Source organism: Paenochrobactrum sp. BZR 201-1, assembly GCF_044987585.2.
GTDB classification, from domain to species: Bacteria; Pseudomonadota; Alphaproteobacteria; order Rhizobiales; family Rhizobiaceae; genus Paenochrobactrum; species Paenochrobactrum pullorum.
This window is the reverse complement of record NZ_JBJDRZ020000001.1, coordinates 164533-182148: the sequence shown is the minus strand read 5'-3', so window position 1 is coordinate 182148 and position 17616 is coordinate 164533. Positions and strand designations below refer to the sequence as shown.

The following is a 17616-nucleotide window of genomic DNA, read 5'->3' as shown; positions in this document are numbered from 1 at the left end:
TTATTGCGCCACACCGCCTTATTATTTGCATTTCTTTGTCAATTTCATACATAAAACCAAAATGAAGTGCGGGTGATTTCTTGTAAATCGTATCACCGCGTCACATATTCAGGATCAGCTAAGATCGGTCGGGGTCGCCATGATTGCCTGAGTAAACAGGAATCTGAGCGGTCGCCTAAGGAGTATCCATGATCAATCATAATCCCACAACCATTTATGGCACCACAATCGTAACCGTGCGCAAAGGCGACAAAGTCGTCATCGCCGGTGACGGGCAGGTCTCGCTTGGCAATACCGTTATGAAAGGCAATGCGCGTAAAGTGCGCCGCTTGAGCAAAGGCAATGTGATTGCCGGTTTTGCCGGTGCAACGGCTGATGCTTTTACCCTGCTGGAGCGACTGGAAGCCAAGCTTGAGCAATATCCTGACCAATTGATGCGTGCATGTGTGGAACTTGCAAAGGACTGGCGTACCGACCGCTATTTGCGGAAATTAGAAGCCATGATGCTGGTGGCCGATGCCAATGTGACTTTGGCACTCACCGGCACCGGTGACGTGCTGGAGCCGGAACATGGCGTAATGGCCATTGGCTCGGGTGGCAATTATGCGCTGGCTGCTGCCAGAGCACTTATTGATACCGATCTTGACGCAGAAGAAATTGCCCTCAAAGCTATGAATATTGCTGCAGATATCTGCATCTATACCAATCATAGCATTCTGGTGGAATCGCTCGACGCGAAATAAGCGCTCACATTTTAAGAGCAACCGAGAGGCGAAGATCGCCTCTCATCATCCAATCAGCTCACAGGAAAGCCGTTTTTGCCCTTTCAATTTATTCAGGTAACGGCCGATGGATTATAAAAATAATGTCAAATTTTTCACCGCGTGAAATTGTTTCTGAACTTGATCGCTACATTATTGGCCAGAACGACGCCAAGCGCGCCGTCGCCATTGCTTTACGCAATCGCTGGAGACGTCAGCAGCTTGACGGCCAGATGCGCGAAGAAGTGATGCCAAAAAACATCCTGATGATCGGACCAACCGGCGTTGGTAAAACCGAAATCTCCCGTCGTCTTGCCAAATTGGCCGGTGCGCCTTTCATCAAGGTCGAAGCCACCAAATTTACCGAAGTCGGCTATGTCGGGCGTGACGTCGAACAGATCATTCGTGATCTGGTTGAAGCCGCTATCGGTCTTGTGCGCGAGAAAAAGCGCGAAGAGGTCAAAGCCAAAGCCCACATCAATGCCGAAGAACGCGTACTCGATGCATTGGTTGGTAAAACTGCAAGCCCTGCCACCCGTGACAGCTTCCGCAAGAAATTGCGTGATGGCGAATTGGACGACAAAGAAATCGAAATTGAGGTGGCCGACAACGGCTCATCCAACAATTTTGAAATTCCGGGCATGCCGGGCGCCAATATCGGCGTGCTGAATTTGAGCGACATGCTTGGCAAAGCCATGGGCGGCCGTACCAAACAACGCAAAACCAGTGTTAAAAACTCTTATGCATTGTTGATAACCGATGAATCCGACAAGCTGCTGGATCAGGATCAGGTTATTCAGGAGGCACTCAAAGCAACCGAAAATGACGGTATTGTCTTCCTCGACGAGATCGACAAGATCGCCCGCGAAGGCGGCTCGGGTGCCGGTGTTTCGCGTGAAGGTGTGCAGCGGGATCTGTTGCCACTGGTGGAAGGAACAACCGTTTCAACCAAATATGGGCCGGTGAAAACCGATCATATTCTTTTCATCGCATCGGGTGCTTTCCACGTTTCCAAGCCATCCGACCTGTTGCCTGAATTGCAGGGTCGTCTGCCGATCCGCGTTGAACTCAGCGCACTGACCCGTGAGGATCTGCGTCGCATTTTGACCGAAACCGAAGTGAGCCTCATCAAACAATATATTGCTTTGATGGCAACTGAAGAAGTCAAACTCGACATCACCGATGATGCAATTGATGCTTTAGCTGATATTGCCGTTGATCTTAATGCAACAGTTGAAAATATCGGTGCGCGGCGTTTGCAGACAGTGATGGAACGTGTGCTGGATGAAATTTCGTTTGCCGCACCGGATAAATCCGGATCATCTTTCACGGTGGATGCTGATTATGTGCGTAAAATGGTTGGCGATCTGGCCAAGAACACCGATCTTTCACGCTTTATCCTATGATTAATGTGAATATAAGTGACCGGAAAGACACGTTCGCAATAGTTAATTAAGAATTTGAAAAATCCCCTCGACTTGTGCGGGGGGATTTTTTATTTTCCGCACAACTTATATTCGTATTCTTTCACTTACCGAGGCACGTTACAGCAATATGATTAGCCGACTGAACCTCATCGCCGGCATTTGCCTGTCCGTAGTGCTTGCAAGCCCAGTTCTCAGCCAACCAGCTTATAGCGCCACCGTTGTGCCAACCGGCAACCGCAATGCGCAGCAGCCGGCCATTCCGGGTGCTTCTGCTAAACGCACCAAAGAACTGAGCACCACTTACGAAAAGAAATACCAGAAAATCTATACATTGCTCAAAAATGATGCATCGTTGCGCTCAAAAATCCGCGCTAACGCATCAGCATACGGCATTGATCCGATCCATATTGTTGGCGCGATTGTCGGCGAACATACCTATAATGTGGATGTTTATGACCGTTTGCAGACCTATTATGTGAAGGCAATGTCCTATGTAAATCAGGGTGTGGATTTCGCCTATAATGGCGAAAGCATTGCCAATTTTATCAAACGCCCTGAATTTGCCGGCTGTGAGCGCTTTAAAGACAGCTACACGCTTTGGGGGTGCCGCGAAGATGTTTGGAATGCAAAATTCCGCGGCAAAAAACTTGATGGTAAATCTTACCCGAACAATCGTTTCAGCGCTGTCTTCTTCCAGCCATTTTATGCAGGCCAAACCTTTGGCCTTGGCCAGATCAACCCGCTGACTGCGCTGCAAATGTCCGACATGGTCAACCGTGTATCAGGCTTGCCGAAACTGCGCGCCGAAGATGGCACCACCATCTATAAAACCATTATGGATCCGGATTTGACCCTGCCATATATTGCAGCGACCATTAAACAATCGATCACCTCTTATCGTCAGATTGCCGGTTTTGATATTTCAAAAAATCCGGGTCTGACTGCTACCTTATATAATACCGGTGGCGCTGATGACCGCGCACGCGCCTTGGCACAAACCAATAAAAATCGCAAAGCAGCAGGACAACCAGCTTTGATGCCACAGGAAAATTATTATGGCTGGCTCGTTAATACCAAACTGGATGAGCTGAAAGCTTTTTTTAAATAACAGTCAAACTTTAAATGACAGTCAAACCGTGACGGATTGATTTATTGCGGCGGCGCTTGCGCGCCGCATCAATCTGTTCAGTCATGATTTTGATCGTCTCACGATCCAGAATACGAATATTTTTAGATAATAAATTGGCAAGTTCAGTGGCTTGCGGGCTCAAACCAGCCGTATCAATCACCACACGCGGATGCGAAATTTTCGCTAATTGCTGCAGTTCTTCCGCTTCATCCCAAATGATATTGAAATAGGTGATGATACGTTGCAACATGTCCCATGTGGGCGCACCGCGCCGCCCATGCTCAAGTGCCGACAAATAGGCCGCAGAAACGCGCAAAGCTTCCGCCATTTCCTTTTGGCTTACGCCACGCTTTTCGCGCAACTCCCTCAACCGTTGGCCAAAAGGGGTCATAGGGATAACCCCGTTGAAACGGCGCGACGCAATCGCACATAAAGCGCACCATGCCCGCCATGATGATGTGCCGCATCTTCATAAGCACTGACCAGCAACCGAAAAATCGGCGTCGAAAACCAATGCGGTACCACTTGTTTCAGCACGCCTTCACTGCCGTAAGATCGCCCCTTGCCGGTGATAATCAACACATGACGCAAACCTCTGGCATGAGCATCCGCCAAAAAACCGTATAATAAATTATACGCCTCGCGCTGCGTTAGCCCGTGCAGGTCTATCCTTGCATCAATATTAAGCCGTCCTTTTGCAATCTTGCGATGCGTTGGTTTATCGAGCGGATAAATCTCTGGCTGTTTTGGTTTTACCACAACAGGCTTTGCATCTTCCTTAGATACAGCAAGCTTTTTAAACTGAGGTGCAGCCGATGGCTTTGATTTGGGGGCCACTTCCTGTTCCCACAAATCAAAATCATCCATTGCCGATTTCAGGTGATGTTTGCCGGAAATAGGCAAAGCGGTTTTGGCAACCGTTTCCCATAAAATCCGGTCTTCTGCGCGTAAATAATTTTTAGGAGCCATCTTCAATGCTCCTTACAACGCAAAAAAACGGCGAAAGCCGTTATAAATTCTTTGAGAAATAAACACCCGGGCAGCACTGACTGCCCGGAAAATCCAAATTTTATTTTATACAACACTTGTCCGAATCCGGATCACAAAAGATTAAGGTTGCTAAAAGCAGAAAGACCCTTAGTCCTCTGCCTCGGTTGCCACCAAACGCCAGTTTGGATCGCGCGATTTCAAATCACGCGCAAATGTCCAAAGATCCTTCACTTCAATAACAGCTTCCGGATCACCATCGATAACATTATCTTGTTTATCCAAAGTGGAAGTAATCATCTGACTTAACAGCGAAACTGTAATATGGGCTTCCGAACCTTTGATTTCCACTGCTGTGATGTCAGCTTTTTCCACACCGATATAAGTGGAGCGCTGTTTTTCACCGCGCTTTTCACGCTCATCAATCGCTGAAACAAAGCCGTCATACACTTCTTTGGAAAGAAGGTTTTTCAGCAATTTACGATCGCCGTCAGCATATCCCATCACAATCATTTCATGCGCAAGCTTTAAGCCTTTAATGAAAGTTTTTGGATCAAATGAAGCATCCATGGCGCGGATGGCACGCAACTTATCATTGATGGGTGAACCAACCGGCGCCACAGCATCAATGGAACGAAAATCTTTAACCGGCTGTTCAGCACCGGCTTTGCGCGGCAATGAAATCACATTATCTGCATCATCGCCATTTTGCGGCTGTGCTGCATCTGCCGGTTTTTGCGTTGTATAAGGATCAAGGGGCGGTTTTTCATTGCCTGTGCGGGTGCCAAGAACATTTCTCAGCTGGAAGAAAATCACAACAGCTGCGATCAAGAAGAAAATTGTGCCAAAATCAAAAAATTCCATACCCTGCGCCATGTTAGGATCCGTGCTTCACTCTAGCATAACCGGATCTGAATTTCACCTGAAGCATTCATAATTAATAAAATGCTCTGTTCAGTTCATTTGATGCATCTGATCCAAAAACCGCTACGCACTTTTTGGGATGCGGCTCATTCTCACCGCGCATCTTATTCCAAAAACCGCTACGCGGTTTTTGGGATGCGCTTGTATTCAAAAAACATATAGATTGCGCAAGCTAAACATTCAAATTCAGACCCCGCATACCTATCTGTAACCGCATGAAGCTCATTTATGCCATGTATCTTATATGTATTTCGTTGCAAATGCATATATTTCAAGCGCAAAAGCTGCAAATATAGCATTTTAACCGCAATACTGCCGCATCAATGTGGATAATAAAATTCATGTAAGCGCAAACAACGCAAAAACCTCAGGCAAGTGAAAGGCCTTTTCTCAATGCCATCTTCCTATGCACCGCTTCTCTTACTGGCGTTACCTTTTGTCGAGATTGCAGGTTTTATCATTGTCGGAAGCCATGTGGGTGTATTGGCAACCATCGGGCTGCTGATTTTGAGCGCTATACTGGGCTTTTTTCTGCTGCGTATCCAAGGTTTCAGCCTGTTACAGCGCATCCGCTCAGAAACAGCTGCCGGTCGTGTTCCTGATCGTGAAGTTGTGCATGGCGCCATGCTGGTAATGGCGGTCATTCTTTTGATCGTACCGGGATTTGTCACCAGTGCTTTTGGCTTGCTGCTTTTCATGCCGCCTGTGCGCGATTTTGTCTGGAACCGTTTTTTACGCGGTAAAATGGTTGTTGCCGGAACTTATACAAATGCCGGCAGCTACACCAATCATACAAATTACAGCGACAGATCTAATGATGACAATATCATTGATCTCGATCCTGAAGATTTTTCCAGTAAATCTGATCCGAATTCACCATGGCGACCAAATAATCAGGATAAATGAAGCTTGAAGCTTCAAGATTTAAAGCAGTTTCTTGCCTCATAGAGAAACACATGCTAGCCAACTGAACTGAATTCGGGACATTCAGGATCCCGCTCAAACAAAAAAAGGTTTTTTTGAAAATGGCAAATGAAGCGACGAATGGAAACGGTTCGGCTAATCCAGCTGTTGAGCCATCACTGAATATTCTGGCTCAATATATCAAGGATCTTTCATTCGAAAGCCCGGGCGCGCCGATGTCACTGCGTCCGCGTGAAAAAGCCCCTGCAATCAGCATCAATGTCAACGTCAATGCCAACCCGATTGCGCAGGACGATTTTGATGTTGTGCTGACCCTGACCGCCAAAGCAACCGACGATAAAGACGTTCTGTTCAATGCAGAACTGGTTTATGGTGGTGTATTCCGTATTCAGGGCATCCCGCAGGAACATGTTCTGCCGCTGTTGTTCATTGAATGCCCGCGCCTGCTGTTCCCGTTTGCCCGTCAGATCATTGCTGATGCAACCCGTAATGGCGGCTTCCCGCCACTGATGATCGACCCTATCGATTTTGCTCAGATGTTCCAGCAGCGCATGGCTGAAGAACAGGCTAAAAACGCCGTTAAAAGCTAATCAGTTTTAAAACTGAAACATAAAAAGGCCCGGATAAACATCCGGGCTTTTTATTGAACTTTATTCGGCTTTAACCGGACATATATTTTTTCCAGATCGCTTTATCACCCATTTTGGCCACCAAAGCATCATGGGCTGATTTTTCAGTCTCGCTTATCCTTGGAGCCAAAGGTGAGGGGCGTTTAGCCAATTGAACTTTTTGGCCAGAACCCGATTGGTTGCTATTTTCCTGACCTCTGTCACTGTTTAAACCAAGCGCCGTCTGTTTACCGCCGATCAGCTCGATATAAACTTCGGCCAAAATTTCAGAGTCAAGCAAGGCGCCGTGCAATGTGCGGTGGCTGTTATCGATGCCATAACGACGGCAGAGCGCATCAAGCGTATTGGGCCCCATCGGATTGCGCCGGCGGGCCAGTGCTAATGTATCTACTATCCGGTCGGTACCGATCGGCTCGCGCCCCAAACGATCCAATTCCGCATTGATAAAACCAAGGTCAAACATCGCATTATGCGCGACCAGTTTGGCACCCTCAAAAAACGCAAGAAAATCATCGACAATATCGGCAAAAACCGGCTTGTCTAAAAGCTGTTCATTGCTGATACCATGCACAGCCAATGCATCCGGATGCACTTCTTTGCCTTGCGGGTTAATATAGACATGAAATGTGCGACCGGTGAGGAAACGATTGACCATTTCCACGCCGCCGATTTCAATAACCCGATCGTCCACACGGGAAAGACCCGTGGTTTCAGTATCGAAAACGATTTCACGCATTTTCATTTATGCCTTTTTGCCAAACTTTATTTGTGCCTCAACCATTGCTCAATTGTGCGATGATTGCATTAATCTGCTGCTGCATAGCCTCAAAACTAACATTGCTATCAATGATAAAATCAGCTTTTGCACGCTTTTCGTCATCACTCAGCTGCCGGCTCAAAATAGATTCAAATTTTTCAACCGTCATACCTTCTCTGGCCAGCACACGTTTAAGCTGAACATCGGCCGGAGCACTCACGACCACAATGCAATCCACCCGATCTTTACCTCCCGCCTCGAAAAGTAGCGGAATATCAAGCACCACCATCGGCTCGCGATCAAATTTTGCCTGTTCCAGAAACATGCTTTCTTCTTCATGCACCAATGGATGCACAATTGATTCAAGCTTTTTCATAGCCTGGCTATCATTGAGCACTGCCTGCGACAGTTTTTTACGGTCAACCATACCGTCAATCACTGTGCCCGGAAAAGCCTGCTCAATCAGCGGGCTGGCTCGACCGGCATAGAGCCGGTGCACCGTTTCATCAGCATCATAAACCGGCACACCAGCCTTCTCAAACATTTTGGCAGCGGTGGATTTACCCATTCCGATAGAACCGGTCAGACCGACAATGATCATTTTATTTTGCCATATCCTCTAAAATATGTGCACGCAAAGCCTCTGTTACCCGTGGGCGCACACCAAACCAACGCTCAAAACCCGGCACTGCCTGATGCAGCAGCATACCCAATCCATCCGCAGTTTTTAATCCGGCTGCCTCTGCCTTTTTCAAAAACCCTGTTTCCAGTGGAACATAAACAATATCCGTTGCCAAGGCATGTGGCTTGGCTTGTGTCAGATCAAGCGGAAAGTCATCTTCGTGGCCATGTCCGCTCATACCAAGCGACGTTGTATTAACGATCAGACCAGCCGATTGCACGAGGGTGTCTGCATCTGCCCATTCATGAGCAGAAATTGCAACATCATCGCTTTTGAAATGTCTGGCCAATTCTTCCGCACGCGCCAAAGTTCTGTTTACAATATAAATGGTTTTGAAACCACGCTCTTTCAATGCATGGATAATGGCACGTGAAGCACCGCCTGCGCCTAAAATAAGAGCTATGTCTGCTTTGTCCCAATCAGGCGCCTGTGCATCCAGATTGGCAGCAAAACCATAAGCATCGGTATTGCTGCCGCAAAGCACACCATCTTCCAGCCAAAGCGTATTGACCGCACCAATGGCTTTGGCTGCATCATCCAGTTTGGCACACAGTTTAAAAGCCTCTTCCTTATGGGGCAGGGTGACATTGCCGCCAACCAGACCTTGTGCATTCAGTGTTGTTGCAAAAGCAGCAAAGTCTTCGGGTGCAACTTCCCTGGCCTGATACGAGCCTTGCAAATCATATTCCCGCAGCCAAAATCCATGAATGAGCGGCGAGCGTGAATGTTTAATCGGATAGCCGGTTACAAAGGCTTGTTTTTTTTCAACCATCAATCAAACTTTCTTCGCGTAATTTTTGCAACAGCGGCAACAAAGGCAGGCCAATGATGGTGAAATAATCGCCTTCAATTTTTTCAAACAATTGAATGCCTTCGCCTTCCACCTGATAAGCGCCGACACTTGATAATGCGATATCACCTACACGCCCCAGATAGCGCCCGATGAATTCAGGTTTCAAATGACGCATGGTCATATAAGCAATTGAAACATGGCGCCAAATTGTTTCGCCATTTTTGACCAGCACGATACCGCTGTTCAACTGATGGGTTTTGCCGGAAAGTTTTAAAAGGTTATTACCTGCTTCTTCCAGATTAGTGGATTTATGAAAAATTTCGTCGCTCAGAGATAAGGTCTGGTCACAACCGATAATGATCGCATCGGGATATTTTGCACTTACAGCTAAAGCTTTTGCTTCTGCCAGCACGACAGCCACATCTTCAGGGGTCGCACCCGAACGATAAAGCGGCGCTTCGACTGCGCGCTCGTCAATATCGGCATTTTCCGTACCAAATATCAGACCGGCATTATTGAGAAGCTGCGCCCTGAACGGACTTTTCGACGCTAAGATAAGGGAAGTGGTCACTGTTGATCTCATTTCTTGAACAGTCTTTATCAGCGATTGCGTGGCCGCAGTGCCATAATAGCAGCTGCGGTTTCTTCGATCGAACGGCGTGATACATCAATCACCGGCCAACCATGACGGGCACACAAATTGCGCGCATAGGTCAGCTCTTCTGCAATCGCTGCTCTGTCGGTATAAAATTCATTATGAAAATCAGCAACCGTGCCGAGCAAACGATGCTGGCGCACCTGTGAAATACGTTCAGCCGTGGCAATCAAACCGACAATCAGCGGTTTCTTTGCATTGATCACTTCATCCGGAATGGGCACACCGTTTACTATCGGCACATTGGCGGTTTTGATGCCGCGATTAGCCAGATAAATGCTGGTTGGTGTTTTGGATGTGCGCGAAATGCCGACTAAAACAACATCTGCTTCTTCAATATCAGGTGGCAACAAACCGTCATCATGCTCCATGGTAAAATTGAGCGCATCGATACGGCGGAAATAATCCGTATTCAGAACATGTTGCGCACTGGCGCGTCTGTGTGCAGCCAGCCCTAAGTAAGACTGAAATGTTGCCAGCACCGGCTCCAAAACAGAAACACAGGGAACCCCCATGGACGCGCATGATTGATCAATCATCGCAGCCAGTTTTTGATCAACAACTGTATAGAGAACAATACCCGGTTCAGCATCAATTCCTTCCAGAACTTTGCTCAATTGTTTCTCGGTTCTGATCAGCGGATACATGTGCTCAATGGCACGCGCATTGGTGTATTGCGCGGCTGCTGCACGCCCTGCGGCAATGAGAGTCTCTCCGGTCGCATCAGAGATCAAATGCAAATGAAAGTAAGAAAGCGATTTTGTCACAGTTTTCTGATCACCCTGTTGACGGTTGTGCGTAAGTTTCAGTGCCTTATGACTATCCCCGACAGGCTGGTGGAAACTTGCCAAGTCATCCACAATTCGCATGCCTGTATAAAAACTTTTGACAGGGATGTGCATAAATTTTGATTGATGAAGTTCTATCACACTTATCCAATAGTTTTCCACAATTTGCAGTGGATAGTTATTTTACGCAAGTCCTTAGGATTCAAAGTAAATTTAGCCACCCATTGCTTTTTCCCGAATGATCGGTGATTTATGCACACATCAAAGGATCAGAGTGAGTGTGCTGTGGGTAAATTAAAGGCAAACATTAATCCCCAATACTAACAGACTCTAAGAATCATAAGATTCCAAAATCCTTCCTTTCTTTACTAATAGCGCCTGAGGATAACTCCGCTGGAACGCAGAAGGAAAAACGATGAAACGGAAAGTTTTAAGAGTTATTGACGGTGAAACAGTGTTTCCACCACCAGTTTGGATGATGCGTCAAGCTGGTCGTTATCTGCCTGAATACAAAGCAAGCAGAAAAGAAGCAGGAAGCTTTCTTGACCTGTGCTACTCACCTGATTTTGCTGTTGAGGTAACACTTCAACCAATTCGCCGTTTTGGCTTTGACGCAGCCATTCTCTTTTCTGACATTCTGGTTGTCCCTCACGTTCTTGGACGTGACCTTCGCTTTGAAGAAGGACGTGGTCCTTTAATGACCCCGATCACACCAGATGAAATTGCTGCTTTAAATATTGAAGGAGCTGAAGAAAAGCTCGCACCTGTTTATGAAACGGTCAATCGTCTACGTCATGAATTGCCGGATGAAACCACTTTGCTCGGATTTTGTGGTGCGCCCTGGACTGTCGCGACTTATATGATTGCCGGTCACGGCACACCGGATCAAGCACCAGCTCGTCTTTTTGCCTATCAGCATCCAGAATTGTTTGAAAAGCTTTTGAATGATCTGGCGGATATTTCGGCCGCTTATCTGATCAAACAACTTGATTCAGGTGCTGATGCTTTGCAGATATTCGATTCATGGTCGGGTGTTCTGGATGAAGATTGCTTTGATCGTTTCTGCGTCAAGCCGGTTGCGCGTATTGTTGCGAAAGTCAGAGCGATTTATCCCGATGCCCGCATTATCGGTTTTCCGAAAGGTGCAGGTCTGCTTTATAAAGATTACCGTGAAAAAACCGGTGTGAACATCTTGGGGCTGGATTGGACAGTTCCATTTTCTTTTGCCAAGCAATTACAGGCACAGGGCGCCGTACAGGGCAATCTCGATCCATTGCGGGTAGTTGCCGGCGGAAAAGCGCTTGATGAAGGCGTAGATGCCATTTTGAGGCATTTAGGGCAGGGTCCGCTTGTCTTCAACCTGGGGCATGGCATAACACCACAGGCACCGATTGAACATGTACAGCAAATGTTGGATCGGATAAGAAATCAGTCATAAGGAGATACTTATGACTGCTGAGACTAAAAGTTCCGGTTCCAAAGTTGTCATTCGGGCAATGAGTTCGCTTGCCATTGTCCTGATCGGTTTTGGTATATTGTTTCACGTGAATCCTGAAGGGGCTTATAATTGGATTAAAGCCCTTCATGTGATTGCGGTGATTTCCTGGATGGCAGCCATGCTTTATCTGCCGCGTTTGTTTGTTTATCATTCAACAATCGCGGTGGGTTCCGAAACATCTGAGCTTTTTAAAGTGATGGAACGCAGACTGCTGCGTGTTATCATGAATCCGGCCATGATCATTGCATGGATCACAGGTCTCTGGATGGCTTGGGACATGTTTGCCTTTAAAGGTGGTTGGTTGCATACAAAACTACTTTTGGTTGTTTTGATGTCGGCTGCACACGGTGTTTTGTCAAAATCCATGCGCCGCTTTGCTGCAGATGAAAATACCAAGTCAGCGAAATATTGGCGGATTTTCAATGAAATACCGACAGTTTTGATGATTTTAATTGTTATTATGGTGATTGTGAAACCATTCTGATGATGGTTTTATAAACCGATTTAGAAAGCGTCGTTTGTAAAAACGACGCTTTTTTATTATCTAACGGAAACAAGCTTTGAGAGAAAATAATCAGTGCTATTCATTTGCCACTTGCTCTTGATGGCAAAAATCATTATGTATGGAGCACTTCCCACCTGATAAGCAGACTTTCGATGTCGATCATGGTTTAATGATCACTTTTCCGAAAATTGCATTTTTTCCCTTACATTTTAATGAGTTCCTCACCCATGCAGGAAATGAAACTACAAGAACTAAAAAATAAAACGCCGGTTGATCTGCTGGCTTTTGCTGAAACACTCGAAGTCGAAAACGCCAGTGCCATGCGTAAGCAGGAACTGATGTTTGCTATTTTGAAAAAACTGGCCGCTCAGGAAGTCGAAATTATCGGCGAAGGCGTAGTGGAAGTTTTGCAGGATGGTTTTGGTTTCTTGCGCTCAGCAAACGCAAACTATCTGCCAGGTCCTGATGATATTTATATTTCACCGTCGCAGCTGCGTCGCTTCTCTTTGAAAACCGGGGATACGGTTGAAGGGCCGATTCGTGGCCCTAAAGAAGGCGAACGTTATTTCGCATTGTTGAAGGTCAACACTATCAACTTTGAAGATCCGGAAAAAATCCGGCACAAAGTTCACTTTGACAATCTGACACCGCTTTATCCGAATGAGCGCTTTAAAATGGAACTTGAAGTTCCGACCAATAAAGATCTTTCAGCCCGTGTGATTGATCTGGTAGCGCCATTGGGTAAAGGTCAGCGTGCTTTGATCGTGGCGCCACCACGTACCGGTAAAACGGTGCTGTTGCAAAATATTGCGCATTCGATTACGGCCAATCATCCTGAATGCTACCTGATTGTTCTTCTCATTGATGAACGTCCGGAAGAAGTGACCGACATGCAGCGCTCTGTTAAAGGTGAAGTGATTTCTTCGACCTTTGATGAACCGGCAGCGCGTCACGTTCAGGTCGCAGAAATGGTGATCGAAAAAGCCAAGCGTTTGGTTGAGCATGGACGTGACGTTGTCATCCTGCTCGATTCCATCACCCGTCTTGGACGCGCTTACAACACTGTTGTGCCCTCATCAGGTAAGGTTTTGACCGGTGGTGTGGATGCCAATGCTCTGCAGCGTCCTAAGCGCTTCTTTGGTGCAGCACGTAACATTGAAGAGGGCGGTTCACTCACCATTATTGCAACCGCTCTGATCGATACGGGCAGCCGTATGGATGAAGTGATCTTTGAAGAATTCAAGGGTACTGGTAACTCTGAAATTGTTCTGGATCGTAAGGTTGCTGATAAGCGTATCTTCCCGGCAATGGATATTCTGAAATCCGGTACCCGTAAGGAAGATTTGCTGGTTCCGCGTCAGGATCTTCAGAAAATCTTCGTTCTGCGTCGTATCTTGGCACCAATGGGCACCACTGATGCGATTGAGTTCCTCAATGACAAGCTCAAGCAGACAAAGAGCAATGGTGAATTCTTCGATTCCATGAATACATAATTTGGAAACATCTAAGAACTAGCCTGTGATTTAAAAATGCCTCGCTTCAAATCCGAAGCGGGGCATTTTCTTTTAGAAGCTTTTCAAGATCATCATTTGAATGAACCGGCGGCAGACACTGGTTACCGATGCATAGATAAGCCGATGGGTGATTGATATTTTGCAACCCGATATGTGGTATGTTTGTTTCACGCATTTCATCATTATCAATGATCTTGATAATGTCTGTGCGTCTCATATCAATCATCTGATTGGTGATTTTAATCATCGGGTGATCCACACTATCTGTAAAGATATGTAAGATCATCGCTGATTGAGAAATGAGTGCTGCATTTAAAATGCCGGCCTGACCATAGGCAAGGGATTGAATACGGGTGAGGGCGCGCTGAGAGAGTGCTTCTACGTGTTGCTGTAACTCATAATCCTGATCCACTAATGCCAATCGTGCCAAGGCTTCGATCAGCTGCGCTGTTGCGCTTGGTGTGGCATCATCCTGATCAGCATGGATATGAATGATCACATCATTTTGTGTCAGCGCGGTGAGACGATAATCACCATTTTCATCACAATGGTTTTCATTTAATTCAACGATTAAGCGCCGCGCATCTAACATATAATGTTCGTCACCATAATAGCCATAAAGCGCCACAGCAGCATTGATCATAGCTGCATAATCCGATGACAAAGCAGGCACAGTGGCAACGTAATCAGCAAGGCTATGCGCCAGCGGTTGATTGTTTAAACTGCCCATAATTGCTGCATATGTATTCCTGCTTAGCTCGATCCAATCGGGCCGATCAAAAACACGTCCTGCATTGACAAGTGCTACAATCAACTGACCGTTCCAATCAACCAGCAACTTATCATCGCGGGCAGGCGGGATGCGTTGCTGGCGGGCTTCGAACAATCGTTCTTTGCACCGCAGCAAAAATTCTTCATCTGGCGTTTCAACGGATGAATGCAGACGGTTGAGAATATTGCAGCCTTCCCAATTACCATGTGATGTCACATTATAGGCGGCACAAAAAGCAGTACTATCGTAATCTAGGAGTTCGTCGATCTCTTCATTTTGCCAGACGTAATATTTGCCTTCTACACCTTCGCTGTCAGCATCAAGACTGGAAGCAAAACCACCTTGTGGTAATTCCAATTCTCTTTGCAGCCATTCAATTGTTTCTTCGATTCGTATACGTAACAATTTCTTTTGGCTATAAGCATAGGCAAAGCTGCTATGTTTGATCAGCTGGCTATTGTCATAAAGCATTTTTTCAAAATGCGGTACCAACCAATGATCATCAACACTATAGCGACAAAGCCCGCCGCCAAGATGATCATAAATACCGCCTTGCAACATATTCCGAAGGCTTAAGTGAAAAGCGTCATAGGTTGATTGATCTTTATGATTTAAATGTTGCAGCCAAAGGATTTCCATCAATGGTGCACTTGGAAATTTTGGAGCACCTTTGATCCCACCATAATGTAGATCAAGCATGCTGCTCAGACGCTGCGTATACGTTTGATGCAATTCGAGCGCATTATGCTCATGAGATTGAATATTGATATTCTGAGCCAAGCGCTGTCGAATATGCTCAGTAATGACACGGGAATTATGGTTAACCTTTTCTTTATCCTGATGATAAAGTTGATTGATCCCGCGCAGCACATCGTCAAAACCAGGGCGATTATAACGTGAGTGCGGTGGAAAATATGTGCCACCCCAAAATGGTTCAGCATCGGGTGTTAAAAACATAGTGAGCGGCCAGCCGCCTTGTTCACCCATCGCTGTTAAAGCTGCCATATAAATCTGATCAAGATCGGGACGCTCTTCGCGATCAATTTTAATATTGATAAAATGCTCATTCATATAGTGAGCAATCATTTCATCATCAAAGCTTTCATGCGCCATGACATGACACCAATGGCAGGCCGCATAGCCGATCGACAATAAAATTGGTCGGTTTAATTGTTTTGCCAGTTTTAATGATTCTTTAGACCAGATTTGCCAATGAACCGGTTGGTCTGCATGCTGGCGTAAATAAGCACTGGAAGACAGTTTTAACTGATTGGAAAGCTGAACTGTCATGACTTCATCCTTGAAATTGATAAGGCAGGATGCATCTGATTGAAGTCCGTCACATTTATGCTGCGACCATCAACCAAATACGCTAGATAAATCCTGTTATGAATTATCATACAGAACACTGATCTTTTTAAATACGGTAAAATGCTATGAATGAGAGTAGTTTCCACGATACGATTTTCGCTTTATCCAGCGGGCGTCTTCCTGCTGGTGTGGCAGTTATTCGCGTATCTGGCCCCCAAACTCGATTCACTATCGAAACGATTTTCGGAAAACTACCCGAAATCCGTCGTGCAGTATTTGGCAAATTTCATAGCGTGGCTGGAGAATTATTAGATCAGGGACTTTTAATTTATTTCAAAGGTCCAGCCAGTTTTACTGGTGAAGATTGTGCTGAGTTTCATCTTCATGGTGGTGTTGCTGTTGTTGAACGTTTTTTAAATGAACTATCACATATGCAAGGATTGCGGTTTGCTGAAGCAGGGGAGTTCACCCGTCGCGCTTTTACCCACGGTAAAATGGATCTGACGATTGCTGAGGGGTTAGCTGACTTGATCAGCGCCGAGACTGAAGGCCAGAGACGCTTAGCACAAAATGTTGCTTCTGGTGCGCAGCGTGATCTTTATAATGATTGGCGCACTAAACTCATTCAAGCACGCGCATTGATTGAAGCAGAACTCGATTTCGCTGATGAAAGTGATGTGCCTGGTTCTGTTTCAGATCAGGTTTGGGACGCTATGGCATTATTAAATCGCTCCATTCAGGATCATATTGCTGGTGGAAAACGCGCTGATATACTTCGCGATGGTTTTCAAATTGTTATTGCTGGCGAGCCTAACGCGGGAAAATCCAGCTTATTGAATCTTTTGGCAGGCCGCGATGTCGCAATTATTTCCGATGAAGCTGGCACGACACGTGATCTCTTAGAAGTTAAACTCGATCTTGCAGGCATACCTGTTTACGTAACTGATACTGCAGGTATCAGAGAAACAGAAAATAAGGTTGAGAAAATTGGCATCGAGCGTGCTTTAGAAAAAGCACGCAAGGCTGATTTAGTTTTACTATTGGAAGATCTGACTACACATCAGCGCACAGATTTATCTGATGATTTTGCTGATGTTGAAACTTGGCGTATCGGAACAAAAATTGATTTAACACATGATTATAAAAGCGAGGATTTTAAGACCTGCATTTCTGTAACAAGCGGAGAGAATATTGAGCAGCTTATTGTTGATTTAACAGTAGTTGTATCAGCTCAAGCCGGTAATTTATCTGAGGTAGTTCCAACACGCCTTCGCCACATTAATTTATTGAAACGGACAGCACTCGAACTCGAAAATGCAATTCGTAGCATTCATTATCCATTGGAGTTGCGCGCAGAAAATCTTCGCTTAGCTTCTCAATCATTAGGACGTATTACTGGTGACGTCGACGTTGAGGATATCTTGGATGTTATCTTTTCGGAATTCTGCATTGGAAAATGATTCACGTGAAACATATGCGTGAATTAAAACTCTAAAATCTATCTTGGGATAAAAATGTTTCACGTGAAACATTTCAGTGGAATCCATAAATGGCGCTTGA

At 45.9% G+C, this 17616-nt stretch carries 18 protein-coding genes; 9 read left to right on the top strand and 9 right to left on the bottom strand.

Features of this window, described 5'->3' with window-relative positions; all coding sequences use genetic code 11:
* Positions 1 to 188 precede the first annotated feature (188 nt).
* From hslV to ACI0FR_RS01035, 3 genes are all read left to right on the top strand, one after another.
* Positions 189 to 743 (top strand): ATP-dependent protease subunit HslV, encoded by a 555-nt coding sequence (gene hslV / locus ACI0FR_RS01045; RefSeq protein WP_374828854.1) that lies wholly within the window; start codon positions 189 to 191, stop codon positions 741 to 743.
* Between the two features lie 122 nt (positions 744 to 865).
* The gene (gene hslU / locus ACI0FR_RS01040) at positions 866 to 2167 is read left to right on the top strand and encodes an ATP-dependent protease ATPase subunit HslU (protein ID WP_374828853.1); all 1302 of its coding nucleotides are present in this window, start codon (positions 866 to 868) and stop codon (positions 2165 to 2167) included.
* A 148-nt stretch (positions 2168 to 2315) separates the two neighbouring features.
* Positions 2316 to 3296, top strand: a complete 981-nt coding sequence (locus ACI0FR_RS01035; RefSeq protein ID WP_374828852.1) for a DUF1402 family protein — start codon at positions 2316 to 2318, stop codon at positions 3294 to 3296.
* A 10-nt stretch (positions 3297 to 3306) separates the two neighbouring features.
* Here ACI0FR_RS01035 and ACI0FR_RS01030 read toward each other — a convergent pair whose 3' ends face one another.
* The 3 genes from ACI0FR_RS01030 to ACI0FR_RS01020 form a co-directional block, all read right to left on the bottom strand.
* On the bottom strand, positions 3307 to 3708 hold the full coding sequence (locus ACI0FR_RS01030; protein WP_374828851.1) for a helix-turn-helix domain-containing protein: 402 nt from the start codon (positions 3706 to 3708) through the stop codon (positions 3307 to 3309).
* Entirely contained in the window at positions 3705 to 4286 is a 582-nt protein-coding gene (locus ACI0FR_RS01025; protein WP_404906772.1) for a Smr/MutS family protein, read from the bottom strand. The genes ACI0FR_RS01030 and ACI0FR_RS01025 overlap by 4 nt, the downstream gene beginning before the upstream one ends.
* A gap of 168 nt (positions 4287 to 4454) precedes the next feature.
* Complete coding sequence (locus tag ACI0FR_RS01020; RefSeq protein ID WP_404906773.1) at positions 4455 to 5168, bottom strand: Tim44/TimA family putative adaptor protein; 714 nt, start codon at positions 5166 to 5168, stop codon at positions 4455 to 4457.
* 453 nt (positions 5169 to 5621) lie between these two features.
* Here ACI0FR_RS01020 and ACI0FR_RS01015 point away from each other — a divergent pair, with 453 nt between their 5' ends.
* Positions 5622 to 6134 carry an FxsA family protein gene (locus ACI0FR_RS01015; RefSeq protein WP_404906774.1) on the top strand — a complete coding sequence of 171 codons (513 nt, stop codon included), beginning with the start codon at positions 5622 to 5624 and terminating at the stop codon, positions 6132 to 6134.
* 119 nt (positions 6135 to 6253) lie between these two features.
* The gene (gene secB, locus ACI0FR_RS01010; protein ID WP_374828847.1) at positions 6254 to 6742 is read left to right on the top strand and encodes a protein-export chaperone SecB; all 489 of its coding nucleotides are present in this window, start codon (positions 6254 to 6256) and stop codon (positions 6740 to 6742) included.
* A gap of 70 nt (positions 6743 to 6812) precedes the next feature.
* Here secB and dnaQ read toward each other — a convergent pair whose 3' ends face one another.
* From dnaQ to ACI0FR_RS00985, 5 genes are read right to left on the bottom strand one after another with little or no spacing between them, the layout of a single operon-like run.
* Positions 6813 to 7517, bottom strand: a complete 705-nt coding sequence (gene dnaQ, locus ACI0FR_RS01005; protein ID WP_404906775.1) for a DNA polymerase III subunit epsilon — start codon at positions 7515 to 7517, stop codon at positions 6813 to 6815.
* A 37-nt stretch (positions 7518 to 7554) separates the two neighbouring features.
* Complete coding sequence (coaE, locus tag ACI0FR_RS01000; protein ID WP_374828845.1) at positions 7555 to 8139, bottom strand: dephospho-CoA kinase; 585 nt, start codon at positions 8137 to 8139, stop codon at positions 7555 to 7557.
* Position 8140: 1 nt separating this feature from the next.
* Positions 8141 to 8992, bottom strand: coding sequence for a shikimate dehydrogenase (locus ACI0FR_RS00995; protein ID WP_374828844.1), 852 nt, complete (start codon positions 8990 to 8992; stop codon positions 8141 to 8143).
* Complete coding sequence (locus ACI0FR_RS00990) at positions 8985 to 9584, bottom strand: Maf-like protein (RefSeq protein ID WP_404906776.1); 600 nt, start codon at positions 9582 to 9584, stop codon at positions 8985 to 8987. The genes ACI0FR_RS00995 and ACI0FR_RS00990 overlap by 8 nt, the downstream gene beginning before the upstream one ends.
* Positions 9585 to 9613: 29 nt before the next feature.
* Entirely contained in the window at positions 9614 to 10435 is an 822-nt protein-coding gene (locus ACI0FR_RS00985) for a pyruvate, water dikinase regulatory protein (RefSeq protein ID WP_374830386.1), read from the bottom strand.
* Between the two features lie 436 nt (positions 10436 to 10871).
* Here ACI0FR_RS00985 and hemE point away from each other — a divergent pair, with 436 nt between their 5' ends.
* From hemE to rho, 3 genes are all read left to right on the top strand, one after another.
* Positions 10872 to 11894, top strand: a complete 1023-nt coding sequence (gene hemE / locus ACI0FR_RS00980; RefSeq protein ID WP_374828842.1) for a uroporphyrinogen decarboxylase — start codon at positions 10872 to 10874, stop codon at positions 11892 to 11894.
* A 10-nt stretch (positions 11895 to 11904) separates the two neighbouring features.
* Entirely contained in the window at positions 11905 to 12438 is a 534-nt protein-coding gene (hemJ, locus tag ACI0FR_RS00975; RefSeq protein WP_374828841.1) for a protoporphyrinogen oxidase HemJ, read from the top strand.
* Positions 12439 to 12686: 248 nt separating this feature from the next.
* The gene (gene rho / locus ACI0FR_RS00970; RefSeq protein ID WP_374828840.1) at positions 12687 to 13952 is read left to right on the top strand and encodes a transcription termination factor Rho; all 1266 of its coding nucleotides are present in this window, start codon (positions 12687 to 12689) and stop codon (positions 13950 to 13952) included.
* A gap of 46 nt (positions 13953 to 13998) precedes the next feature.
* Here the strand turns inward: rho and ACI0FR_RS00965 are convergent, their stop codons facing one another.
* Positions 13999 to 16035, bottom strand: a complete 2037-nt coding sequence (locus ACI0FR_RS00965; protein WP_404906777.1) for a thioredoxin domain-containing protein — start codon at positions 16033 to 16035, stop codon at positions 13999 to 14001.
* 146 nt (positions 16036 to 16181) lie between these two features.
* Here ACI0FR_RS00965 and mnmE point away from each other — a divergent pair, with 146 nt between their 5' ends.
* Positions 16182 to 17516, top strand: a complete 1335-nt coding sequence (gene mnmE / locus ACI0FR_RS00960; RefSeq protein WP_404906778.1) for a tRNA uridine-5-carboxymethylaminomethyl(34) synthesis GTPase MnmE — start codon at positions 16182 to 16184, stop codon at positions 17514 to 17516.
* Positions 17517 to 17616: the final 100 nt, after the last annotated feature.